Here is a 22634-nt window from a genome sequence, read left to right on the forward strand (position 1 = left end):
ATACCTGTCACGCCAATCGCACTGCACCATTTTTCCCCGTGGGGGTAGCATAGTGTCCTTGTTCCAAGTCTATCTGAGAGCGCTCCGTCACCTTGCACCGGCAAAGCGGCGGGTTTTCTTCATTTGCGCCGCCAACATTGTGCTGGCGATGGTGTCGATCGCCGAGCCGATCATGTTCGGCAACATCATCGATGCGATATCGGACAAGCGCGATCTCTTCTCCAGTCTCGCCATCTGGGCCTGCCTCGGCGCGTTCAACATCGTCGCTTTCGTGCTCGTCGCCCGCGGCGCCGACCGCCTTGCGCATGAGCGCCGCGCCGCCGTGCTGACGGAATCCTTCGAGCGCATCATCACCATGCCGCTCTCCTGGCATCACACCCGCGGCACCTCGCACGCCCTGCACACGCTGCTGCGCGCCGTCGAGGCGATGTTCAGCCTGTGGCTCGAATTCATGCGCCAGCACCTGTCGACGGCCGTCGCGCTGGTTCTGCTCGTCCCCACCGCGCTCTCGCTCGACCTGCGCATGTCGGCCGTGCTTTTGTGCCTCGGCGTTCTCTATGTCGCCATCGGCCGGCTGGTGATGCGCAAGACCAAGGACGGCCAGGCCGCCGTCGAGCGCCACTACCACAAGGTCTTCTCGCATGTCAGCGACGCCATCGGCAACGTGTCGGTGCTGCAGAGCTACAACCGCGTGGGCCAGGAAACGAAGGCCCTGCAGGATTACACCAACCAGCTGATCAAGGCGCAGTATCCGGTGCTCGACTGGTGGGCGCTGGCCAGCGCCATGCACCGCCTCGCCTCGACCCTGTCGATGATGATCGTGCTCTTGATCGGCGCGCTGCTGGTCAGCCGCGGCGAACTGCGGATCGGCGAGATCATTGCCTTCACCGGCTTTGCGACGCTGCTGATCAGCCGCCTCGACCAGGTCAGCGCCTTCGTCAACCAGGTGTTCGAAGCCCGCGCCAAGCTTGTGGACTTCTACGAGATGCAAGATGCGTCCGCACTTCGCCGCGAGCCGGAAGGCCTGCGCGAGCTGTCGAAGGTGACCGGCCACGTGCGTTTCGAGAACGTCGGCTTCACTTTCCCTAACTGTGGCCAGGGCGTTCGTGAGGTTTCCTTCGAGGTGCAGGCCGGCGAGACCATTGCCATCGTTGGCCCGACCGGCGCCGGCAAGACGACGCTGATCAACCTCTTGCAGCGCGTCTACGATCCGGACGAAGGCCGCATCCTCGTCGACGGCATCGACACCCGCACGGTCAGCCGCAAGTCGCTGCGCCAGTCGATCGCCAGCGTGTTCCAGGATGCCGGCCTGTTCAACCGCTCGATCGAGGACAACATCCGCGTCGGCCGCGAAACCGCGAGCTACCAGGACGTCCACGCCGCCGCCGTTGCCGCCGCCGCGCAGGATTTCATCCTGTCGAAGAGCGATGGCTACGACACCGTCGTCGGCGAACGCGGTGGCCAGCTCTCCGGCGGCGAGCGCCAGCGCATCGCGATTGCCCGCGCCGTGCTGAAGGACGCCCCGATCCTGGTGCTCGACGAAGCGACCAGCGCGCTCGACGTCGAGACCGAGGCGCGCGTCAAGGAGGCTATCGATCACCTGCGCAGCGGCCGCACCACCTTCATCATCGCCCACCGGCTGACCACGGTGCGCGACGCCGACCGTGTCATCTTCATGGACAACGGCCAGATCATCGAATCCGGCGCGTTCCATGAACTGGCTGTCAGCAACGGCCGCTTTGCCGGTCTGCTGCGCGCCGGCGGCCTGCTCAACGACGAGGAAGTGCGCCGCCTCAGCCGCATCTCGGTTCCGCTGGAAGTTCCCGTCGAAGCCGCCTGAGCCGCACCTGTCTCTTCAAGCAAAAACCGCTGGCGGAAACGCTGGCGGTTTTTTTGTGGCCCGACGCCTCTCCCTCTCCCCGTCCTGAGCTTGTCGAAGGGTTACGGGAGAGGGGCAGCGTGACCTCCATCGTCATCCTCGGGCGAAGCAGGCCGAAGGCCGTCGCGCAGACCCGGGGATCCATGCCGTGACGTTTGCGCCATGTGGGAACGGTGCAGACCTCAGCTTCGCCTGCACCTTAAAAACCCCTACCCGCCGTTCAGCGCCAGAAGCTTGCGGCGCTTTTCATAATCCTTCCACGGATCGTCCGCCGCCAGAGCCTTTACCAGCGCCTTGTCGCCGATCTTGAACGCCGCCGGCGATAGGCCGTCGAGCGCCTCCCACGGTACCGGCATGGAGACCGTAGCGCCCGTCTTGGCGCGGCTGGAATAGGCCACCACCGTGGTCGAGCCGCGGCCATTGCGCAGATAGTCGATGAACACCCGGCCCTGCCGCGCCTTCTTTGAAAGTGTGGCCGTGTAGCGCTTCGGATCGGTCTGCTCCATGGCGCGGGCAAAATCATGCGAGAAGGTTTTCACCGTCGCCCAGTCGGCCTTGGGCTTCAGCGGCACCACGACATGGAAACCCTTGCCGCCGGATGTCTTCAGGAAATTCGGCAGGCCAAGATCGTCGAGCCGTTCCTTCACGTCGAGTGTCGCGGCGCGCACCTCCTCGACGCCCAGCCCCTCGTCCGGATCGAGGTCGAACACGATCTGGTCGGGCGTGGCGATCTTGTCGACCGTCGCCCCCCAGATGTGGATCTCGACAACGCCGAGCTGCACCAGTCCGGCAATGCCGTCGAAATCACGGACGAACAGGAACTCCTCATTGTCCTCCGGATCGTTCGATTTGAAGATCGATTTGTGCATGCCGGGCATGGCGTGCTTCTGGAAGAAGCGCTGCCCCTTGATGCCGTCAGGCGCGCGCACCAGCGCCAGCGGCCGGTTGACCACATAGTCGCGCATGCGTGGCCACACCGCCGCATAATGATCGAGCAGTTGCTGCTTGGTCACGCCCTCGTCGGGCCACAGCTTCTTGTCAGGGCTGGAAAGCTGCACCGAAGTCTCCGCCGCGGCAGCCACCGGCTTTGGCTTGGCGGCAGCGCCGGTCTTGGCTGCGGTTTTCGGCTTGCTTGCCGGTTCCGGTTTTTCCACGACGACCTCCTCTGCCGGCTTGTCTTCGCGCAAGCCCTGGAATGAAGCGTGGCGGATGCTACCGCCCCTTGTCCAGGAACGGAACTCGATTTCGGCAACGAGTTGCGGCTTCACCCACACCACGCCCTTTTCCCTGGCCGCAGTGCCTTCGAACGCGGAGGCGTCCGCGCGGATGGCGTCGAGCTTCTTCCTGAGGTCGCTGGTGGCGTTGCCGGCAAAGCCGGTGCCGACCCGCCCGGCCGATTTCAGCGCGCCGTCCTCGTGATAAGCGACGACCAGCGAGCGAAGCCCCCTGCCCGCCGCTTGCGAGGGCAGATAGCCGGCAATGACGAACTCCTGCCGCAGCGTGCATTTGGACTTGATCCAGTCATGGCCGCGGCCACTCGAATGGGATGCGTCGGCGCGTTTGGAGACGACGCCTTCCAGCCCCATCCGGCAGGCATGCGAAAGCATCGTCTTGCCCGGCTCCGAAAAATGCTCGCTGTAGCGAACCGGCCCTTCCTCGTCGCTGCCCTCCAGCAGGTCGCGCAGCCGCTCCTTGCGGTCGACCAGCGGTTCGGCGCGCAGATCCTCGCCATCGAGGAAAAGGAGGTCGAACACGTAGAAGGTCATGCGCTCTGTGCGCTTTTCGGAAAGCGCAAGCTGCAGTTCGGAGAATGCCGAGACGCCATTGTCGCCCAGCACCACGATCTCGCCGTCGATGATCGCCTGGTCGAGATCGAGGCTGGCAAGCGTGTCTGCGATCGCCTTGCCGAATTTGGCCGTCCAGTCGAGCCCGGTGCGGGTGTGGAGCTTCACCGCGCCGCCGTCCACATGCGCCTGCATGCGGTAGCCGTCGAACTTCACCTCATGCACCCATTCGTTGCCGGCTGGCGGTTTGTCCTGCAGCCGCGCCAGGCAGGGCGCAACAAAGCCCGGCATTTTTGCCTTCGATTTTGCCGGCTTCCTTGTGCCGGCGCCCGGCTTCGCCCTCGCCTTGACCGGCTTCGCCTTCGCCTGCCGCTTGCCTTCCGCGATATCCTCGATACTCAAACCCGACTTCACCGATTGCGGCGCGTCTTCGAGTATGTCGCCCTTGCGGCTGGCGAACGCGTCGTCGGATTTGATCAGCAGCCAGTTGTCCCGCTTTTCCTTGGGACGGCGTTTCAGGCGCACCAGGTGCCAGGCGCCGTTCAGCTTGTTGCCCTTGAGCGTGAAGCTCAGATGCCCCTTCTTCATGCCGGCCGCCGGGTCGCCTTCCGGTTCCCAGCTCCCCTCGTCCCAGACGATCACCGCGCCGGCGCCGTACTGGCCTTTGGGGATGTTGCCCTCGAACGAGCCATAGTCGATCGGATGATCCTCGACATGCACGGCAAGCCGCTTTTCGGAAGGATCGAGGCTCGGGCCGCGCGTCACCGCCCAGCTCCACAGCACGCCGCCATGTTCGAGCCTGAGATCGTAGTGCAGCCGTGTCGCGTCATGCTTGTGGATGACAAAGATGCCGCCTGCCGTTTTCGACCTCGCTCTCGCCGCCTTGCCGGACGGTTCGCGGGTCACCTTGAAGTCGCGCTTGGCGCGGTATTGTTCGAGGTTGGCCATGGCGCGCCGGCCCTACGCCGATTTGCGTTTCTTGGGCGCGTCCGACGACGCATTCTTTGCGATGCTGCGCTTTGCCGCCGCCTTCGCGCCTTTTGCCGGCGCCTTGCCGCCCTCTGAGGCGAGGCTCTTCTTCAGCGCATCGAACAGGTCGACAACGTTCGAAGGCTTAGGTTCCGGCGTGGCGACCGGCGGTTTCTTGCCCTTCTGCTTGGCCTTGATCAGTTCCAGCAGCGCGTTCTCGTAGCGATCCTCGAATTTCGACGGATCGAACTTGCTCTTCTTCTTGTCGATGACGTGCGCCGCCAGTTCGATCATCTCGTCGTCGAGCTTCGGGTCCTTCACGTCGTCGAACACGGTTTCTGGCCGGCGCACGGTGTTGTCGTAACGCAGCGTGGTCAGAAGCATGCCCTTGCCCAGCGCCTCCACCACCACCGGCCGTTCGCGCCGGTAAAGCACGATGCGCGCCAGTCCCGCCATCTTCTTCTCCGCCAGCGCCTTGCGGATGACGGCGAACGCCTCCTGCGCGACCTCGTCGGCCGGCGCCAGGTAATAGGGCGTATCGAGGTAGATCTGCTCGATCTCGGATTTCTGGACGAAACCCTCGACGTTGAGCGTGTGCGAGGACTCGATCTGCACCGCCTCGATCTCGTCTTCCTCGACCAGCAGGTATTCGTCCTTGCCGATCTCGTAGCCCTTCACCTCGTTCTCGTCGTCCACCGGCTTGCCGGTCGTGTCGTCGACATAGATGCGCCGCACCGTGTGGCCGGTGGCGCGGTTGAGGATGCGGAACGAGACTTTTTCGGTGTGGGTCGTGGCGTTGAACAGTTCGACCGCGCAGGTCACCAGCGACAGTTTCAGATAGCCTTTCCAGGCGGGACGCGAAGCCATGGTAAATCCCTTCATCCCCTCGCACACGAGAGCGTTTCCAGGAAAAGTGCGTGGCGGTTTTCCGGTAGGGAAACGCGACGAAACTGGAACGGCTTCACGATTCCATGAAAATCGCGAACCGCTCTGGGCGTAACGCCGGCTGCAAGAACGGGTTCCCTGGACCTTGCGCAAAGAAAAAGCCGACCTTGCGGTCGGCTGAGTGAGAACGGCGGGCATGGGGTGGGGGGTGGGATCGCCCGCCGTAGACCACAAGAATGCGCCGTCCGAAGAAAGGTTCCACGACAACTCAAAATTATTTTCGATTTTTTTCGATGGCGCCGACGTTGCGGCCAGCCCCCTTCGCCCCGCGTGCGGGGAGAAAGTCCCGGCAGGGGGATGAGGGGCAATTCTCTGAACTACAAAACTACACAGCCCGCCCCGTCCGCCGCGCCGCGAACCGCTCCAGCGCACTGAGCGCATCGTGGATCAGCACCGCCAGCACGGCCACGATCAGGCCGCCTTGGAGTACGAACGCCAGGTTGTTGGAAAAGAGCCCGGCGATGATCACCTCGCCCAGCGTCTTTGCCGCCACTGTCGAGCCGATGGTTGCGGTGGCGAGGCTGATCACCACCGAAAGCCTGACGCCGGCCAGGATCACCGGCAGCGCCAGCGGCAGTTCCACCTTCATGAGCCGCTGCCAGCCGGTCATGCCGACGCCCCTCGCCGCCTCGACCACCGGCTGCGGCAGCGTCGTCAGGCCGGTCAGTGAATTCTCGAAGATCGGCAGCAAGCCATAGAGAAACAGTGCGATCAGCGTCGGCTTTTCGCCGAAACCCACCGCCGGCACGGCCAGCGCCAGCACCGCCACCGGCGGAAAGGTCTGGCCGATATTGACCAGGCTGCGCGACAGCGGCAGGAACTCGGCCCCGAACGGCCGCGTCACCAGGATGGCGAGAGCCACCGCCACGACAATCGCGGCAAGCGTCGCCAGCGCCACGATCTGCAAATGCTGGACCGTCAGCGACAAAAGGCTGCCCTGGTTGTAGATCGCCGGCGCGTTGTTCTCCGTCAGCGGCTTGAAGATAGGCTCGAACCATTGCGGCTCGACGATGAACGCCACCAGCAGCACCAGCGCAACCAGCCGAAGCAGCGTCGGCAGCCAAAGCCTCATGCCGGCCTCGCCGCGCGCTTGACCAGGCCTTTCACCGTCACCTTGCCAAGATCGGCGCCGTCCTCGCCTTTCACCGGCAGTGCCTGCCTGCCCGACCACAGCAGTTCGGCCAGCGCGTCGCGCTGTGTCGCAGTGGCGGGGATCGCCTCGCCTTGCGCCCTGCCCGGCTCCACCGCCTCGCTGACCGCCTCCAGCGACAGAAGCTTGAACGGCCGCTCGCCGGTGCCGATCAGCGTCTCGACGAATTCGGTCGCCGGCCGCGCCAGGATTTCCGCCGGCGCCGCGTATTGCACCAGTTTGCCGGCGTCCATCACCGCGATTTTGTCGCCAAGGTGGATCGCCTCCTCCATGTCATGGGTCACCAGGATGATCGTCGTGCCGAAACGTTTCTGGATTGCCAGCAGGTCTTCCTGCGCCTTGGCGCGGATGATCGGGTCGAGCGCGCCGAACGGCTCGTCCATCAGAAGCACATTGGGTTCGGCGGCAAGCGCCCGCGCCACGCCGACGCGCTGCTGCTGGCCGCCCGACAGTTCGTGCGGATAACGCGGCCCGAAATCGGCGGGGTCGAGCTGGAACAGCGTCAGCAACTCGTCGACACGGGCAGAAATCCGCGCCTTGTCCCAGCCCAGCAGCGCCGGCACCGTGGCGATGTTTTCGGCCACCGTGCGGTGTGGAAACAGCCCGTGCCCCTGGATCGCGTAGCCGATGCTGCGGCGCAGCTCATGGCCCGGCAGCGCGCGGTTGTCGACACCGTCGAGCTTGACGATGCCCGAGGTCGGCTCGACCAGCCGGTTGATCATCCTGAGGAGCGTCGTCTTGCCGGAGCCCGAGGTGCCGACGATGGCCGCCACCGTACGCGGCTCGATCGTCAGCGAAACATTGTCCACCACCGCAGTATCGGCGTAGCGCTTGGTGAGGTTTTCGATCTCGATCATGCCACCCCGCCTTTGGCTCTCTCTGCGAGTTCGATTGTCGCGTCGAGAATGACGGCAGCCGCGAACGCCAGCGCCACGGTCGGCACCGCGCCGAGCAGCACCAGGTCCATAGCCGTCTGACCAATGCCCTGGAACACGAAGACGCCGAACCCGCCGCCGCCGATCAGCACGGCGATGGTCGCGAGCCCTATATTCTGCACCAGCACGATGCGGATGCCGGTCAGGATAACCGGGAAGGCGAGCGGGAATTCGACCTTGAACAGCCGCTGGCCATCGGTCATGCCCATGCCGCGCGCCGCGTCGTTGGCCGCGCGGGGAACGCCACCCAGTCCAACCACGGTGTTGGCCACCACCGGCAGCAGCGAATACAGGAACAGCGCGACGAAGGCGGGTGCGGTGCCGATGCCGCGGATGCCGATTGCCGCCGCCCCCGGCACGTTGAGGGCGATCCATCCGAGCGGCGCGATCAATAGCCCGAACAGCGCGATCGACGGGATGGTCTGCACCATGTTGAGCACGTTCAGCACCGCGTCGCGCAATCCGTCGACACGGTGGCAGAGAACACCGAGCGGAATGCCGACAACGATGGCGGCCGCCAGCGAGCCGAGCGCCAGCGTGACATGTTTGCCCGCCTCCGCCCAGAAACTGTCGGCGCGGTTGGCGTATTCCTTCAGGATCGACAGCCCGTCCCAGCCACCCAACGCGAGCAGAAGCCATATGGCGGCCACAACGATCGCCAGCGCGCCGATGCGGGCAAGCGGCGTCAGTTGCAGCCGGGTCAGCGCATCGGCGGCGGCGAGCGCGAAGGCAAAAAGCATGAGCCAGAAACCGGATGCCGGAGACACCCGCGCAAAACTGTTGCCCTCGGGCGTCAGGTGCAGTGCGGCAACCCCGATCAGCACCGCCAGCGCGACGAGCGCTGCCGCCGCAGCCCCCAGCCGCACCAGCGCCGGTGTTTTGATCAACGCGGCGATGCCGGCAATGGCGAGGATGAAGAGAAGCAGCACGCCAGCCCAGCCGGGCAAGGCTTCAAGAATGCCACGCGCTTCGCCGGACATGATGCGGTTGGCCCGGAACGTGGCAAAGGGCGCCGCCAGCGCGCCATAAGCGACGATCGCGGCGATCACGACCCCCAGCTTGTCGAGCCGCAGGGTCATTGAGTTGTCTCGCGGTTACGAGATACGCCCCATTCCTTCGCGCCCCCCTCTGTCCTGCCGGACATCTCCCCCTCAAGGGGGGAGATCAAACGGCAGCAACCTCGCCGTTCACCTTTCAACGCTGGCAGTTGGCGGGGGCGAAAATGAAGGCGTAATCTCCCCCCTTGAGGGGGAGATGTCCGGCAGGACAGAGGGGGGCGCCGTAAAGCGCCCACCCCATTTCTTGCCATGATCGAAGAAGTCGACACGCCTACTTCAAAAACCCGTTCTTCTTCAAAAAGTCCTCGGCCACCGCCTTGGCCGGCTCGCCGCCCACCTGCACGCGGCCGTTGAGTTCCTGCAGCGTGACCAGGTCGAGCTTTTCGAACACCGGCTTCAACAGCGTCTCGATCTGCGGATGCTCCTTCAGCACCGCCTCGCGGATGATCGGCGCCGGCTGGTAGACCGGCTGCACGCTCTTGTCGTCTTCCAGAACGACGAGTCCTGACGGCGCGATGCCGCCATCGGTGCCATAGACCATCGCGGCGTTGGCGCCGTTGGTCTGGTTGGCCGCAGCCGCAATCGTCGCGGCCGTATCGCCGCCAGACAGCGTGATCAGTTGCTCTGGCTTCAGCCTAAAGCCGTAGGCCGTCTGGAAGGCCGGCAGGGCGGCGGCCGAATTTACGAACTCGGACGAGGCCGCAAGCACCACTTGCCCGCCGCCGGAAACATATTTGCCGAAGTCCGACAGCGTCGCCAGCTTGTTGGCTTCGGTCACGTCCTTGCGCAGCGCGATCGCCCAGGTGTTGTTGGCGGGCGAAGGCTGCAGCCAGACGATCTTGTTGGCGTCGTAGTCGAGCTTCTTCGCGGTCTCGTAACCCTTGGCCGCATCCTTCCATACCGGGTCGTCGGCCTTCTCGAAGAAGAAGCCCGCATTGCCTGTGTATTCGGGATAGATGTCGATCTCACCGGCGATGAGCGCCGTACGTAACACCGGCGTAGTACCGAACTGGACGCGATCGGTGGCGGGGACGCCGTTGGCGTTCAGCACGGAAAGGATGATGTTGCCGAGCACACCGCCCTCCGTATCGATCTTCGACGAAACGACGACCTGCGCATCGGCCGCACCCGCGCTGAACCCTAGCGCCAGCACGGCGCCGATCAGGTTGTTTTTCAGTGACATGGGGGATTTCCTTTGCTTGAGACTGCGACGTGGTTTGACCAGAAAAACGCGTGCCAGTCGGGGCATCCGGTTTCATATTCGCCGCATCGTGCAAGAAAATATTCCACCGTTCCGGTCATCGGCTCCCGTCCATATATCGCCTCGTCGCCACCGGGCAATGGCCGTGCTGGCGCCATCCTGACAGGAGTGGAGGCGCTAGGGAGTGTTGAGATTCCGGTCAGGCCGACACGGCCTCAGCAAGACGCGGAATGGTTTTCCAACGAGACCCATTTTGTTGGTCCAGACTTCCTTTGCCGAACGAGTGGCACAGCTAGAAAGGAAAAATTCTACCGCCGCACCGGCGGCAGCGAAAATTTCGCCGTCCGGATGGACGCACACCGGTGACTGCGGATCACCTATGATACGGTTCAACGGGAAACGCCGCGAGCCGCAACAAGAGATTACAGTATGTTGAGATTCAGGCCAGCATCACCTGAATATCAACATACGCTGGAGGAAGAATGAACCGCTTGCGCCCACCCTACTCCTCGGTCCTGGACCTGATCGGCGAAACCCCGATCGTGGAGCTCACCAAATTCGACACCGGCAAATGCCGGCTGTTCATCAAGCTCGAAAGCCAAAACCCCGGCGGCTCGATCAAGGACCGCATCGCGCTGTCGATGATCGCCGACGCGGAACGTTACGGGCGGCTGGCGCCGGGCGGCGCCATTGTCGAGGCGACCGCTGGCAACACCGGCCTCGGCCTGGCGCAGGTCGGCATCCCGAAGGGCTACCGCATCATCCTCGTGGTGCCGGACAAGATGAGCCGCGAGAAGATCCAGCATTTGCGCGCGCTCGGCGCCGAGGTTCGCCTCACCCGCTCGGATGTCGGCAAGGGCCACGCCGAGTACTACCAGGACATGGCCGAAAAGCTCGCCGCCGAAATCCCCGGCGCCTTCTACGTCAACCAGTTCGCAAACCCTGCCAATCCGCTGGCCCATGAAACCACGACCGGTCCCGAAATCTACGAACAGCTCGGCGGCGATGTCGATGCGGTGGTGGTCGGCGTCGGTTCGGGCGGCACGCTGACCGGGCTTGGCCGCTACTTCAAAAAAGTCTCGCCGAAGACCGAGATGGTGCTTGCCGACCCGGTGGGCTCGGTGCTGGCGCCGCTCATCAAGACCGGCAAGATGGAAGAAGCCGGCAGCTGGACGGTCGAGGGCATCGGCGAGGATTTCGTGCCGCCCAACGCCGACCTGTCGCTGGTCGGCAAAGCCTACTCCATCCCCGACAAGCAGAGCATGCTGGCGGTGCGCGATCTCCTGTCGCGCGAAGGCATCCTCGCCGGCTCGTCGTCGGGCACGCTGCTTGCCGCCGCCTTGCGCTACTGCCGCGAGCAGAAGACAGCCAAGCGCGTCGTCACCTTCGTATGCGACTCAGGCAACAAATATCTGTCCAAGGTGTTCGACGATTTCTGGCTGGCCGAACAGGGGCTGTCGGAAGTCGAGCACCACGGCGACCTGCGCGACCTCGTCGCCCGTTCGCACCGCGAAGGCGGCACCGTCTTCGTCGGCCCAGACGACACGCTTCTCACCGCCTATGGCCGCATGCGCCGCGGCGACGTCTCGCAGCTGCCAGTGCTCGACGACGGAAAGCTGGTCGGCATCATCGACGAGAGCGACATCCTGTCGGTCGTCGAGGGCCCGTATGACAGCCGCTGGGACCGTTTCGGCGCAGCGGTCAGCACCGCCATGGCCTCCGACCTGCACACGCTCCAGGCGACGCAGACGCTCGACGCGCTGCTGCCTGTCTTCGAACGCAACGAGGTTGCCATCGTCTTCGACAAGGACGAATTTGTCGGCCTTATCACCCGCGTAGACCTCATCAACCACCTGAGACGCAGAAAATGACGGATACGATCCGAAAGAACCGCCTCGCCTTTTCCACCCGCACCATCCATGGCGGGCAGAGCCACGACCCGACCACCGGTGCGGTCATGGTGCCGATCTACGCCACCTCCACCTACGCGCAGCAGAGCCCAGGCGTTCACAAGGGTTTCGAATATGCGCGCAGCCAGAACCCCACCCGCATGGCCTTCGAGCGGGCGATCGCCGACCTCGAAAGCGGCAGCGCCGGTTTTGCCTTCGCCTCGGGGTTGGCCGGCATCGCAACGGTGTTCGAACTGCTCGACAGTGGCGCCCACATCGTCGCCACCGACGACATCTATGGCGGCACCTTCCGGCTGCTGGAGCGGGTGCGCAAGCGCTCGGCCGGTCTGTCGGTCAGCTTCGTCGACTTCACTGACCTTGCCGCCGTCGAGGCGGCGATCCAGCCGGATACAAAAATGCTGTGGGTCGAAACCCCGACCAACCCGCTTCTGCGTGTCGTCGACCTTGAAGGCGTGGCGTCGCTTGCCCGGCGCCGCAACCTCATCTCGGTCGCCGACAACACTTTTTGCAGCCCCTATCTGCAGCGGCCGCTGGAACTTGGCATCGACATCGTCGTCCACTCCACCACCAAATATCTGAACGGCCATTCCGACATGGTCGGCGGCTGCGTCGTCGTCGGTGACAATGCCGACCTCAAGGACCGGCTGAAGTTCCTGCAGAACGCCATCGGCTCCATTTCCGGTCCGTTCGACAGTTTTCTGGCACTGCGCGGCATCAAGACCCTGGCGCTGCGCATGGAGCGCCATTCCGCCAACGGCGCAAGGATCGCCGAATGGCTGGAGAGCTGTTCCGATGTCCGCCGCGTCGTCTATCCCGGCCTGGCGAGCCACCCGCAGCATGCCATCGCCAAGGCGCAGATGCATGCCTTCGGCGGCATGGTGACGGTGGAGCTCGACCGCGACCTCGCCGGCACCAAGCGCTTCCTCGAGCACACTGAGCTGTTCACGCTGGCCGAAAGCCTGGGCGGCGTCGAAAGCCTGATCGAGCACCCCGCCCTGATGACGCACGGCTCCATCCCCGCGCAAAAGCGCTCCGAGATCGGCATTTCCGATTCTTTGGTGCGGCTCTCGGCCGGCATCGAGGACGCCGACGACCTCATCGCCGACCTGACCCAGGCGCTCAAAGCTTAGAGGATCAGCCTCCTTCTCCCCGTTTACGGGGAAGAAGAGCGGAAACCTCGCCGCCTTTCCTCTCCCCCGTCGATCGGGGGAGAGGTGGTTCGCGCAGCGAACCGGAGTGGGGGTCGACCTGCTCACCGACGGACAGTCCGCAGCAATCAGGAAGCTTCCCAATCGTCGTGTCCGTGCCGCACACGGACAATGAAAACCTCGCCATCCCCATCAATACGATAGACGACGAGATGAGCCTTGAAAGGATGGATGCGCATAGGCGGTGAAAGCTCATGGCGTTCCCGCGCCATGCGAGGATTGGCGGCGATCAGATCAAAGATGGCAAAGAGTTCATCGTGATAGCGCCTGGCCTGCGCAGGCCCGAACAGGATCACGCCCTCGCCGGCAATCCGAACAATGTCTTCTTCCGCAGCAACAGAAAGGCGGAAGCCCATTCCTAATTGCCGTGCGCCTTTTCGGTGCGCGCCAGCGCCGCCGCAAACAGTTCGTCTCGGGAGCGGTTGCCAATGCCGCTCCTCAGGCCGTCATCGACAAAACGCCGCATGGCCGCAATCCTGTCGTTGCGCTCCTGGTCCCTGCGGATCAGGTCGCGCACATAGTCGCTTGCATTGGCGTAGCGTCCTGTTTCGGCTTGTGCTTCGACCCACTCTTTCATCGGATCGGGCAGAGATACGTTCATCGTCGCCATATCGGCCTCCAAGTATCGAAGCATGGCACATTTTGGCAAAGTTTGTCAAAAACACAAACGCTGAGGTCCTCTCTCAGCACCCCCACTCCGCCTCGCTTCGCTCGGCACCTCTCCCCCTGCCCGGGGGAGAGGAAGAGCGGGGACCTCGCCGCCTTTACTCTCCCCCGTCGATCGGGGGAGAGGTGGTTCGCGCAGCGAACCGGAGTGGGGGTCGACCCATTCCCTCTCCGCCCCTCCTCCCCAAACAAAAAGCGCGGAAGCCAGGCTCCCGCGCTCCTCAATGTCATCGCCCAGGGGCCGAAAGTATCACCAGCTGGTGACGACCGCGCCCTTGAACGTCTCCTCGACGAACTTCTTCACTTCCGGCGTGTGGTAGGAATTGACCAGCGTGGCGACCCACGGCGCATCCTTGTCGGCGGTGCGCACCGCGATCAGGTTGACATAAGGCGCCTTGGCGCCTTCGGTCAGGATCGCGTCGGAAGGCTGCAGGCCGGCTTCCACCGCGTAGTTGCCGTTCACCGCCGAGGCGTCGACATCGTCCAGCGAGCGCGGCAGCTGGGCTGCATCCAGTTCCACGAACTTGAAGTTCTTCTTGTTCTCGGTCACGTCGGCCGGGCCGACCTTCAGCCCCTTGGCCGCGTCGAGCTTGATAAAACCCTTGTCGGCCAGGATCAGCAGCGCGCGGCCGCCATTGGTCGGGTCGTTCGGGATCGCAATGGTCGCCCCGTCGGCCAGTTCTTCAAAACTCTTCACCTTCTTCGAATAGACGCCCATCGGGAAGTTCACGGTGTAGCCGACATCGACGATGTCGTATTGCGGTCGGCGATCTGGTTGTCGAGATAGGGCTTGTGCTGGAAAGAGTTGGCCTGCAACTCGCCGTCGTTCAGCGCCTGGTTCGGCACCACATAATCGGAAAACTCCAGGATCTCGATGTCGAGGCCCTTGGTTTTGGCGATCTCCTTCACCTTCTCGAGTATCTGCGCGTGCGGTCCAGGCGTCGCGCCGATCTTGATGGTCTCGGCCGACGCGGCATGCGCGCCGAGCAACACCGCCAGCCCGGCGGCGATCAGTGTTTTTTTCAGCATGGGGTAGTCTCCGTTTTCTCTTGGGAAGAATAAAAATCAGGTTGGCCGCGAACGCTTGTCGAAGCGCCTTGCCAGCGCATCGCCGGCGCTCTGCACGGCCTGCACCAGGACGATCAGCACGATCACCACCGCCGCCATCACGTCGGGCATGAAGCGCTGGTAGCCATAGCGGATGCCGAGATCGCCGAGCCCACCGCCGCCGACGGCGCCCACCATCGCGGAATAGCCGATCAGGCTTACCACCGTCAGCGTCAGCGCCAGCGTGATGCCGGGCCGCGCTTCGGCCAGAAGCACCTTTGTCACGATCTGCAGCGGAGTTGCGCCCATGGCGCGCGCCGCCTCGGTCAGGCCGGGATCGACCTCGCGGATCGCCGCCTCCACCAGCCGCGCCACGAACGGCACCGTCGCCACCGTCAACGGCACGATGGCAGCACTTGTGCCGATCGAGGTTCCGGCGACCAGCCGCGTGAAGGGAATGATCGCCACGACAAGAATGATGAACGGCGTCGAGCGGGTGGCGTTGACGATGGCGCCGAGCACCTTGTTGGCGACGGGTGCGGCATAGAGTTCGCCGCGCCCGCTGGTGGCGAGGAAGACGCCAAGCGGCACGCCGAGCAGCGAGCCGACCAGTCCGGCGATCGCCACCATGTAGAGCGTCTGGCCTGTGGATTGCAGGAGGAGCTTGAAAATCTCAGGCGACATGGCCGAGCACCTCCGCTTGCAGGCCGTGGGCCGCCAGATGGTTTTGCGCCTTGGCCAGCGTCGCGGCGTCGCCGGCGATGGAAACCACGAGCGAGCCGAACGGCCTGCCGCCGATTTCGTCGATCGCGCCCGCCAGGATGTTGACTTCGACACCCGTCGCCTGCCCCAGCCGCGACAGGATCGGCTGTGTGGCGCTGTCGCCGGCAAAGCTTATGCGCAGCACCGCGCGGCTGCCGGCACTTGGTTCCGGCCGCAACTGTTCGGCCAGGAAGGCCGGCAGGCTGAGGCTCGGCAGGCCGGCGAGCAGCGCGCGCGTCGTTTCATGCCGGGGCGCGCTCAACAGGTCGAAGGTTGTGCCGCGCTCGACGATGGCGCCCCGGTCGATCACCGCGACGTGGTCGGCAACCGTCTTCACCACCTCCATCTCATGGGTGATCAGAAGCACACTCAGGCCGAGCTCGCTGTTGATCTTTTTCAAGAGCGCAAGGATCGAGCGCGTCGTTTCCGGATCGAGCGCCGACGTCGCCTCGTCCGACAAAAGCAGCTTCGGTTGCGTCGCCAGCGCACGCGCGATGCCGACGCGCTGCTTCTGGCCGCCCGATAGTTCCGAGGGGTAGCGGTCGCGCTTGTCGGAAAGGCCGACCAGCTCCAGCAGCGGCGTCACCCGCGCCTCGATGGTGCGGCGGTCGGCGCCGGCGATCTCCAGCGGCAAGGCGACATTCTGGTAGGCGGTGCGCGACGACAAAAGGTTGAAGTGCTGGAACACCATGCCGATCGAGCGGCGCACCTCGCGCAATTTGTCCTCGCCAAGTGCTGCGACATCGCGCCCGTCCACCACGACGCGGCCGGAACTCGGCTTTTCCAGGCCGTTGACCAGCCGGATCAGCGTCGACTTGCCCGCTCCCGAGCGCCCGATGATGCCGGTCACCGAACCGCGCGGCACGGCAAGGTCGATCGCATCGAGCGCCACCACTTCCGCACTGCCGCGCCCTGCGGGAAAGCGTTTCGATACCGCCTCGAACGAGACGATCGCCTCAGTGGCCGCCGTCACCGCGGCCTGTCCGGCCGCAACGCCCTGCGCTGCCGCGGCAGCCGTCTTCGTTCCCGTGGGAATGGTCGCATTCCTGCTCGAAACCGGTCGGACCGGCGGGCTGTCCGCCAAAACTGTGTCCATCAAAATTGCTTCCGTCCTTGAATACCCTGATCCGCGCGGCGTTGCCACAAATCGGATTCTCGAGAAACCGCATAACGTCGGTGCAACCTATCGCAGGCGGCAGGCCGGCCACATGTGCTCGGCTTCCAATTTTCCGGTGTTTGGCGAAACAGCATTCCGCCCGCGCTGGTAATAGTGAACCGCTGTTGCCCTCACCCGGCGGAAGCCTTGTGCAACACCGCTTAGGCCCGACCCATCGAGGCTGCCGCCGTCCAGAGATAAGTGCGTCGGCTGAAGAAAAGCAGCCCCTGCGACGGAATGCGCGTCGAGGGGGGTGGACAGGCTGGAAAGGTATGGCTATATGCGCGCCATCCGCCTTCGCGCGGTCCGTGGGTGATTAGCTCAGTTGGTAGAGCAGCTGACTCTTAATCAGCGGGTCGTAGGTTCGATCCCTACATCACCCACCAAAATCTCTCAATAAAACGGATACTTAGCTTGGTGTCGGTAGAGGCAGTAAGCTCTGAGAATGCCGGCAAGGGTCCAATTTTGGGGTCCACTCGGCCAAACAGACCAGCGCTGCGGTTTGTGGCATCGTGGCCGCGCCACCGACGCGACGCTTGATGCGGACACGCGCCATGCCGACATCCAGCCTGTCTTCGCGATCCATCGGAAATCGATTGGCCGACACATTGAGGTTCAGCTTAGCTAAGGGTTTCCCTTCCACGCCGAGACCAGGCCGATAGAAGCGCACGCCGATTCGTGCGGAATGTCAAAATCGGTGCTATATCTGAGCCATGGCCGAAGAGAATGTGACCCGCGCATTCATCGGAATGCACCTGGAGCGGCTGACCACCGAGGTCGCCAGCCTGCGCGACGACTGGCGGCGATCCTGCAGCGCCTCGACAACAGCCACAGCAACCTGCTGACCGACGTGAGGAGCGTCCATTCCCAGATCTCCAGGATACCGGCTGAGGACAAGGAGTTGGGCTAATGAGGATATTTGCCAAGATCCGTCAGGTCTACGATCGGCTATGCGAGCGCAAAGAGGCGAGCGCTGATCGGATGCGCCAGGAGCGTGAACACCTCAGCGAGCAGGCCGATGAAGCCCCAAATACGAGAAGGGAGCGCCAGATAGCTGTTGAACGCGACTTCGCGCGCTCGCGGATCCAGGCCGAGAAGCAGGTAGGCTTGGGTGGGGGGCCTTTATGAAGTCTGGGGCTTCAGACCGCGGCCCGAAAGTCGCATTAGCCTTTTGGAACGGGATCCATCGGCGCGCACAGTGGCGTCAAGGGGTTGGCTAGAGATCCGCTCATGAGAGCGTTCGCGATGGCTTGTCGCCTGCACCTCAGCCTGCGCTTCATCCCTGGCGAAGCTGTTGCGCGGCGGGTTTCGACCGGTATCGCGCCCGTGGCGATGGCGCGCGCTGTTTGCGCCGGCGCAGCTTGAGCCAGCCAAACACGGTGATCCCGGCTCCGAACAGCGTCACCAGGATGCCCTTCAGCTGGTCGAGGCCGTTGCCGACCGATTCGACAGCCCCGCCAAATGCCCCGAACGTTTCGTTCCAGGTCTCCTCGCGCACGTTGACGGTGATGGTTTGAACATAGCTGTCGATACGCAGGCGAACGCCCGCACTGTCCGGCAATATCGCGAAGAGGGTCGCTTCCAGTTCCTGGCTGCCGCTCTCCTTGGCCGCGACGTTCCATTTCCACACCGTCGGAAACCCCTTGGCTACCGATTGTTGCGCGGGCGTCACCGGTTCGATCGCAAACCCCGGCCCGGTCAGCACCGCCGCCATCTCCACGGAAACCCGTAACCGTCCCTCGCCTGCCTCCTCTCCGCTGGAGGCGCCCTTCTTCAGCACGTCGATCGGCACCTCGTAGCCGACCCGCGCTTCGACCTCGCGCTTGTCATTTACCTGCATGGTTTTCGGCGCCAACAGCACAACGCGCCCTTCGGGCAGGTTTCGCAGCTGGTCGCCGAAAACCGCCAGGAATTTATCGACCTCCCCGACCGTGGGAGCGGATTTGTGATCTGGCGAGGGTCGAGGCAGTTCGGCCACCTCATCGCCGCTCGTGTCCGGCGAGAGCGGTTGGGACTTGGGGAAAAGCTTTTGCGGCTTTGGCCGCGGCGCCTCGGCCGCCTCCTCCGGGGGTGAAGGCGATGGCGCCCCCAGCGGAGGCAGTCCGGCAACCTCAGTGCCGAACTCGTCCAGCGGGACGGCCGGCGGTCGCCCCAGCTGCAGGGGCTGCTCGGCCACATCGACGGCATCCGCCCCCGCATTCATTGCAGGTTTCGGGATAATGTCGGGGAAATCGAAATAAACAACGGCAGCCAATGGCAACAAAAGAACCAGAAAGAATGTCAGAGTACCAACAATATCTCTTCTCATGGCCACCACCGTCCGGGAGAAGAACTATACTCCTCTGGAGCATCCGCCGCAAATTGTGGCGCTGACCATAAGCGTTTCTGCGTTGCACCAGATGATCTGGTGCGACAGCACCGCTACCGCTAAGAGCCTGTTTGATAACTTGCTGCGTTGAGTCAAATGGCGGAGGTTTCGAGAACCGGAGCGCAGCGTACATTGGGTACGTGAGCACCGGAAGCGCAGAAACCGCCGTCAGTTGGCCGCCGTTTGCAAATGGTCTCTAAGTGTCTGAATCAAAAATCGGCAGGCTGAGGCGAAAATGGTGATTTTCGAGAACCGGCGCGCAGCGTACATTTGAGTACGTGAGCACCGGAAGCGCAGAAATCGCCATTTGCAGCCCAGCATGGCGACTTTTGGATCGGACACTAAGCAAACAGCGTGCCTTCCGCGACCTTGACCGCGTTGCCGCCGATACGTGCCGCGGTGATCGCACCGCCGGCCACGTCTATTTCCAGCCGGATCGACGACGGCCTACCCATTTCGACGCCCTGCTCGATCCAGAATTGCGACGGGCCGTCGACCGGTTGGTCGAATTGCATGATGGCGCCGGTGAAGGCTGCCACCGCCGAGCCGGTCGCCGGGTCTTCGACGATGCCGTCATAGGGTGCGAACATGCGGGCGTGGAAAGACGAACCGTGGTTCACCGTGTCGCGGCAATAGACATAGGGCGATGCGACGATGCCGCCGATCACCGGCGCAAGTTCAAGCCAGAGGTCGGCGTTCATGCGCGCTCTGCCGGCCGCCTCCAGCCCATGCACCGGAACCATGGCGTAGGGCACGCCCGCCGACCACGCGCCGACCCGGTGGTTCTCGAAGCCGATTTCGTGGGGCGACAGGTTGAGGGCAGCCGCCACCGCTTCCGGCAGCGCCGGAAATGCCACGGGTTTGGCCAGCCGCGGCAGGTCGAACTCGGCAAAGATCCGGTTGCTGCCGCCGGTGATCGCGCAACGCACCGGGCCGACATTTTCCTCCAGCACGAAGATGCCCGGCTCGGCAGCGCGGGATCCGCTGGCCCGTTCGGTGAGCGCGATTGCTGCTCCAACGGTCGGGTGGCCGGCAAACGGCAGTTCGTTGCCGGGCGTGAAGATGCGTATACGGGCCCGATGCTTCTGGTTTTCCGGCGGCAGCACGAACACCGTCTCGGAAAGGTTGAATTCGCGCGCGATCCGCTGCATGGCGGGCGTATCGAGCCCGTCGGCGTCGAACACCACGGCCAGCGGGTTGCCGGTCAAAACCCTGTCTGTGAAGACGTCGTAGACGACATAGTTCCGGCCTTTCATGGATTTCTTCCTCTACTGCTTTGCTGCCGCATTGCGAACATGAGCGAAATTTAATTTGAATTCCGCGCCGTTACGCATGATTTCTGTGGTGACGGGATTTCTATTGCATCGGGATGTTGAGATTCAGGTCAGGCCGAGGCGAAAATGGCGGATTTCGAGAACCGGAGCGCAGCGTACATTTGGGTAAGTGAGCACCGGAAGCGGAGAAAGCCGACATTTGCAGGCCGGCATCACCTGAATATCAATACTCCCTAAGGGGTCTACAATCGACCAGATCGTCAAACAGCCACAAGCCGAGGAAACCGCAGCAGTCGAAACAGCACTGGCGTTGGACAAGCTTGGCCCAGCGCGTGGGCAATCGCTGCGCTGGCGCTATGTCTTGGCGGCATTGCTGGTTGTGGCAATAGTGGCAGCAGGCTATTTCTGGTTCGGCCAGTCGGCGCCGAAGGTCACCTACACCACCGCTCCGGTGGAGAGCGGCGACCTCACCGTCGAGGTTTCGGCGACCGGCACTTTGCAACCGCTCACCCAGGTCGACATTTCCAGCGAACTGTCCGGCGTCGTGCGCTCGGTCGCGGTCAACGAAAACCAGAACGTCGGCAAGGGCGACGTGCTGGCGGTGCTCGACACGACGCGGCTTTCCGCCCAGATCGAGCGCGCCGAGGCATCGGCCAAGGCCGCCGAGGCCAAGGTCACCGACACCGCGACCACGCTGAAGGAAACCGAACAGGCGCTGACGCGCGCCCGGCAGTTGTCGAACCAGCGCCTCGTCGCCGATCAGGCGCTGGAAACGGCGACCGCCGCGCGCGACCGCGCCGCAAGTGCGGTCGCCATGGCCGAGGCCAACCTTGCCATCGCCGCCGCCGAACTCAAATTGCAGCAGGCCGATCTCGAGAAGAGCACCATCTACGCCCCCATCGACGGCATCGTCCTGACCCGCTCCGTCGATCCCGGCCAGACGGTCGCCTCCTCGCTGCAGGCGCCGGTGCTGTTCGTCATCGCCGCCGACCTCAGGAAGATGGAGCTGAAGGCGGCCATCGACGAGGCCGATATCGGCGGCGTCAAGCCCGGCCAGACCGCGCGCTTCACCGTCGATGCCTTCCCCGACCGCCGCTTCGACGCAAAGATCCGCGACATCGCCTTCGCCTCGGTCACCACCGAAGGCGTCGTCACCTATGACGCCCGGCTCGATGTCGACAACGCGGAACTCCTGCTGCGGCCGGGCATGACCGCGACGGTTGCCGTCATCACCCGCGAGGCCGATGGCATTCTCACCGTCCCGAGTGCTGCCTTCCGCTTCCAGCCGCCGGTGGCGCGCGAACGAAGCGGCTGGAGCCTGCAGAACCTGTTCATGCCGCGCATGGGGCGTGGCGGCGGCCAGCGGCAGCAGCGCGCCGCCGCGCAGGATGGCACCCGCACGCTCTATGTGCTGGAAAACGGCGCGCCCAAGGCCGTGCAGGTCAAGCCCGGCTCGACCGACGGCGAAAAGGTGGAGGTGCTCTCCGGGTTAAAGCAGGGCGATCTCGTCATCACCGCCGCCACGCGGGCCGAGTAGCCATCATGCTTGCCAGCCCCCTCCTCGCCTTCCAGGATGTCTGGAAGACCTATGGCCGTGGCGAGGCCAAGGTGCATGCGCTGGCCGGCGTCGACCTCGCCATCGGCAAGGGCGAATTCGTGGCGATCATGGGCCCGTCGGGTTCCGGCAAGTCGACGGCGATGAACATCATCGGCTGCCTCGATACGCCGACCGCCGGCTCCTATCGCTTCCAGGGCGTCGATGCCGGCCGCCTCGACCGCAACCGTCGAGCGGTGCTGCGCAACCTCTATGTCGGCTTCGTCTTCCAGGGCTACAATCTGCTTGCCCGCACCACGGCGGCGGAAAATGTCGAGCTGCCGCTGATCTATCGCGGCGTGCCGGCGCGCGAGCGCCGCGAACGCGCCATGGCCGCCCTTGCCGATGTCGGGCTTGCCGGGCGCGAGCATCACACGCCGAGCGAGCTTTCCGGCGGCCAGCAGCAGCGCGTAGCGATCGCCCGCGCCATCGTCACCAGGCCCTCTTTGCTGGTCGCCGACGAGCCGACCGGCAATCTCGATACCGCCCGCAGCCACGAGATCATGGAGCTTCTGACCGGCCTCAACAGCGAGCTCGGCCTCACCGTCGTCATGGTCACCCACGAGGCCGACATCGCTACCTACGCCCAGCGCACCATCCGCTTCCTCGACGGCCACGTCGCCTCCGACACGTCCAATCTGGAGATGGCGTGATGAACCGGCAAAACAAACATCCGGCGCAATTGTCGGTGTTGCGAAAAATCACCCCCACTCCGCCTCGCTTCGCTC

20 protein-coding genes, 1 tRNA gene and 1 pseudogene are annotated in these 22634 nt (G+C 64.0%); 8 read left to right on the forward strand and 14 right to left on the reverse strand.

Annotation, left to right across the window (positions count from 1 at the left end; translation table 11 throughout):
• Positions 1 to 52 precede the first annotated feature (52 nt).
• On the forward strand, positions 53 to 1840 hold the full coding sequence (locus tag F3H98_RS01310; protein ID WP_149757481.1) for a glucan ABC transporter ATP-binding protein/ permease: 1788 nt from the start codon (positions 53 to 55) through the stop codon (positions 1838 to 1840).
• 248 nt (positions 1841 to 2088) lie between these two features.
• On the opposite strand, the gene ligD is transcribed toward F3H98_RS01310, so the two are convergent.
• The 6 genes from ligD to osmF form a co-directional block, all read right to left on the reverse strand.
• A complete protein-coding gene (gene ligD, locus F3H98_RS01315; RefSeq protein WP_149757483.1) occupies positions 2089 to 4611 on the reverse strand; it encodes a DNA ligase D in 2523 nt (840 codons plus the stop codon).
• Positions 4612 to 4623: 12 nt separating this feature from the next.
• Complete coding sequence (gene ku / locus F3H98_RS01320) at positions 4624 to 5499, reverse strand: non-homologous end joining protein Ku (RefSeq protein ID WP_149757485.1); 876 nt, start codon at positions 5497 to 5499, stop codon at positions 4624 to 4626.
• A 403-nt stretch (positions 5500 to 5902) separates the two neighbouring features.
• The gene (locus tag F3H98_RS01325; RefSeq protein WP_149757487.1) at positions 5903 to 6649 is read right to left on the reverse strand and encodes an ABC transporter permease; all 747 of its coding nucleotides are present in this window, start codon (positions 6647 to 6649) and stop codon (positions 5903 to 5905) included.
• On the reverse strand, positions 6646 to 7584 hold the full coding sequence (locus F3H98_RS01330) for an ABC transporter ATP-binding protein (RefSeq protein ID WP_149757489.1): 939 nt from the start codon (positions 7582 to 7584) through the stop codon (positions 6646 to 6648). Before F3H98_RS01330 ends, F3H98_RS01325 begins: the two co-directional genes overlap by 4 nt.
• A complete protein-coding gene (locus F3H98_RS01335) occupies positions 7581 to 8741 on the reverse strand; it encodes an ABC transporter permease (RefSeq protein ID WP_149757491.1) in 1161 nt (386 codons plus the stop codon). The genes F3H98_RS01330 and F3H98_RS01335 overlap by 4 nt, the downstream gene beginning before the upstream one ends.
• Before the next feature lie 250 nt (positions 8742 to 8991).
• The gene (osmF, locus tag F3H98_RS01345; RefSeq protein WP_149757493.1) at positions 8992 to 9903 is read right to left on the reverse strand and encodes a glycine betaine ABC transporter substrate-binding protein OsmF; all 912 of its coding nucleotides are present in this window, start codon (positions 9901 to 9903) and stop codon (positions 8992 to 8994) included.
• A gap of 500 nt (positions 9904 to 10403) precedes the next feature.
• On the opposite strand from osmF, the gene F3H98_RS01350 reads away from it, so the two are divergent.
• Both F3H98_RS01350 and F3H98_RS01355 read left to right on the forward strand, forming a co-directional pair.
• Positions 10404 to 11792, forward strand: a complete 1389-nt coding sequence (locus F3H98_RS01350) for a pyridoxal-phosphate dependent enzyme (protein WP_149757495.1) — start codon at positions 10404 to 10406, stop codon at positions 11790 to 11792.
• Positions 11789 to 12961, forward strand: a complete 1173-nt coding sequence (locus F3H98_RS01355; protein WP_149757497.1) for a trans-sulfuration enzyme family protein — start codon at positions 11789 to 11791, stop codon at positions 12959 to 12961. Before F3H98_RS01350 ends, F3H98_RS01355 begins: the two co-directional genes overlap by 4 nt.
• A gap of 146 nt (positions 12962 to 13107) precedes the next feature.
• Here F3H98_RS01355 and F3H98_RS01360 read toward each other — a convergent pair whose 3' ends face one another.
• The 5 genes and pseudogenes from F3H98_RS01360 to F3H98_RS01380 form a co-directional block, all read right to left on the reverse strand.
• Positions 13108 to 13395 carry a type II toxin-antitoxin system RelE/ParE family toxin gene (locus tag F3H98_RS01360; protein WP_149757499.1) on the reverse strand — a complete coding sequence of 96 codons (288 nt, stop codon included), beginning with the start codon at positions 13393 to 13395 and terminating at the stop codon, positions 13108 to 13110.
• A gap of 2 nt (positions 13396 to 13397) precedes the next feature.
• On the reverse strand, positions 13398 to 13649 hold the full coding sequence (locus F3H98_RS01365) for a type II toxin-antitoxin system ParD family antitoxin (RefSeq protein ID WP_149757501.1): 252 nt from the start codon (positions 13647 to 13649) through the stop codon (positions 13398 to 13400).
• Positions 13650 to 13955: 306 nt separating this feature from the next.
• A pseudogene (locus F3H98_RS01370) lies at positions 13956 to 14731 on the reverse strand (MetQ/NlpA family ABC transporter substrate-binding protein).
• A 39-nt stretch (positions 14732 to 14770) separates the two neighbouring features.
• A complete protein-coding gene (locus tag F3H98_RS01375; RefSeq protein ID WP_149757503.1) occupies positions 14771 to 15436 on the reverse strand; it encodes a methionine ABC transporter permease in 666 nt (221 codons plus the stop codon).
• Positions 15426 to 16466, reverse strand: coding sequence for a methionine ABC transporter ATP-binding protein (locus tag F3H98_RS01380; protein WP_425294805.1), 1041 nt, complete (start codon positions 16464 to 16466; stop codon positions 15426 to 15428). Before F3H98_RS01380 ends, F3H98_RS01375 begins: the two co-directional genes overlap by 11 nt.
• A gap of 514 nt (positions 16467 to 16980) precedes the next feature.
• Here F3H98_RS01380 and F3H98_RS01385 point away from each other — a divergent pair.
• Positions 16981 to 17056: transfer RNA gene (locus F3H98_RS01385), tRNA-Lys, on the forward strand.
• Positions 17057 to 17370: 314 nt separating this feature from the next.
• Here F3H98_RS01385 and F3H98_RS30950 read toward each other — a convergent pair.
• Complete coding sequence (locus tag F3H98_RS30950; protein ID WP_188130299.1) at positions 17371 to 17535, reverse strand: hypothetical protein; 165 nt, start codon at positions 17533 to 17535, stop codon at positions 17371 to 17373.
• 44 nt (positions 17536 to 17579) lie between these two features.
• On the opposite strand from F3H98_RS30950, the gene F3H98_RS01390 reads away from it, so the two are divergent.
• A complete protein-coding gene (locus tag F3H98_RS01390; protein WP_149757507.1) occupies positions 17580 to 17798 on the forward strand; it encodes a hypothetical protein in 219 nt (72 codons plus the stop codon).
• A 148-nt stretch (positions 17799 to 17946) separates the two neighbouring features.
• Here the strand turns inward: F3H98_RS01390 and F3H98_RS01395 are convergent, their stop codons facing one another.
• Complete coding sequence (locus F3H98_RS01395; protein ID WP_149757509.1) at positions 17947 to 18873, reverse strand: hypothetical protein; 927 nt, start codon at positions 18871 to 18873, stop codon at positions 17947 to 17949.
• Positions 18874 to 18976: 103 nt separating this feature from the next.
• On the opposite strand from F3H98_RS01395, the gene F3H98_RS30955 reads away from it, so the two are divergent.
• Complete coding sequence (locus tag F3H98_RS30955; protein ID WP_188130300.1) at positions 18977 to 19129, forward strand: hypothetical protein; 153 nt, start codon at positions 18977 to 18979, stop codon at positions 19127 to 19129.
• Between the two features lie 250 nt (positions 19130 to 19379).
• Here F3H98_RS30955 and F3H98_RS01400 read toward each other — a convergent pair whose 3' ends face one another.
• On the reverse strand, positions 19380 to 20294 hold the full coding sequence (locus F3H98_RS01400; RefSeq protein WP_149757511.1) for a PhzF family phenazine biosynthesis protein: 915 nt from the start codon (positions 20292 to 20294) through the stop codon (positions 19380 to 19382).
• Positions 20295 to 20559: 265 nt separating this feature from the next.
• Here F3H98_RS01400 and F3H98_RS01405 point away from each other — a divergent pair, with 265 nt between their 5' ends.
• Together F3H98_RS01405 and F3H98_RS01410 are read left to right on the forward strand one after the other, a co-directional pair.
• Positions 20560 to 21849: an efflux RND transporter periplasmic adaptor subunit gene (locus tag F3H98_RS01405; protein WP_149757513.1), complete on the forward strand. Its 1290-nt coding sequence runs from the start codon at positions 20560 to 20562 to the stop codon at positions 21847 to 21849.
• A 5-nt stretch (positions 21850 to 21854) separates the two neighbouring features.
• Entirely contained in the window at positions 21855 to 22559 is a 705-nt protein-coding gene (locus tag F3H98_RS01410) for an ABC transporter ATP-binding protein (protein ID WP_149757515.1), read from the forward strand.
• The last annotated feature ends 75 nt before the right edge of the window (positions 22560 to 22634 follow it).

The organism is Neomesorhizobium albiziae (genome assembly GCF_900114255.1).
GTDB lineage: Bacteria > Pseudomonadota > Alphaproteobacteria > Rhizobiales > Rhizobiaceae > Neomesorhizobium > Neomesorhizobium albiziae.

Excerpts from the sequence above, each read along its gene's own strand:
- ligD (WP_149757483.1), bottom strand. The coding sequence starts at position 4,611 with ATGGCCAACCTCGAACAATACCGCGCCAAGCGCGACTTCAAGGTGACC.
- ku (WP_149757485.1), bottom strand. The coding sequence starts at position 5,499 with ATGGCTTCGCGTCCCGCCTGGAAAGGCTATCTGAAACTGTCGCTGGTG.
- F3H98_RS01325 (WP_149757487.1), bottom strand. The coding sequence starts at position 6,649 with ATGAGGCTTTGGCTGCCGACGCTGCTTCGGCTGGTTGCGCTGGTGCTG.
- F3H98_RS01330 (WP_149757489.1), bottom strand. The coding sequence starts at position 7,584 with ATGATCGAGATCGAAAACCTCACCAAGCGCTACGCCGATACTGCGGTG.
- F3H98_RS01335 (WP_149757491.1), bottom strand. The coding sequence starts at position 8,741 with ATGACCCTGCGGCTCGACAAGCTGGGGGTCGTGATCGCCGCGATCGTC.
- osmF (WP_149757493.1), bottom strand. The coding sequence starts at position 9,903 with ATGTCACTGAAAAACAACCTGATCGGCGCCGTGCTGGCGCTAGGGTTC.
- F3H98_RS01350 (WP_149757495.1), top strand. The coding sequence starts at position 10,404 with ATGAACCGCTTGCGCCCACCCTACTCCTCGGTCCTGGACCTGATCGGC.
- F3H98_RS01355 (WP_149757497.1), top strand. The coding sequence starts at position 11,789 with ATGACGGATACGATCCGAAAGAACCGCCTCGCCTTTTCCACCCGCACC.
- F3H98_RS01360 (WP_149757499.1), bottom strand. The coding sequence starts at position 13,395 with ATGGGCTTCCGCCTTTCTGTTGCTGCGGAAGAAGACATTGTTCGGATT.
- F3H98_RS01365 (WP_149757501.1), bottom strand. The coding sequence starts at position 13,649 with ATGGCGACGATGAACGTATCTCTGCCCGATCCGATGAAAGAGTGGGTC.
- F3H98_RS01375 (WP_149757503.1), bottom strand. The coding sequence starts at position 15,436 with ATGTCGCCTGAGATTTTCAAGCTCCTCCTGCAATCCACAGGCCAGACG.
- F3H98_RS30950 (WP_188130299.1), bottom strand. The coding sequence starts at position 17,535 with ATGGACGCTCCTCACGTCGGTCAGCAGGTTGCTGTGGCTGTTGTCGAG.
- F3H98_RS01390 (WP_149757507.1), top strand. The coding sequence starts at position 17,580 with ATGAGGATATTTGCCAAGATCCGTCAGGTCTACGATCGGCTATGCGAG.
- F3H98_RS01395 (WP_149757509.1), bottom strand. The coding sequence starts at position 18,873 with ATGAATGCGGGGGCGGATGCCGTCGATGTGGCCGAGCAGCCCCTGCAG.
- F3H98_RS30955 (WP_188130300.1), top strand. The coding sequence starts at position 18,977 with ATGGCCACCACCGTCCGGGAGAAGAACTATACTCCTCTGGAGCATCCG.
- F3H98_RS01400 (WP_149757511.1), bottom strand. The coding sequence starts at position 20,294 with ATGAAAGGCCGGAACTATGTCGTCTACGACGTCTTCACAGACAGGGTT.
- F3H98_RS01410 (WP_149757515.1), top strand. The coding sequence starts at position 21,855 with ATGCTTGCCAGCCCCCTCCTCGCCTTCCAGGATGTCTGGAAGACCTAT.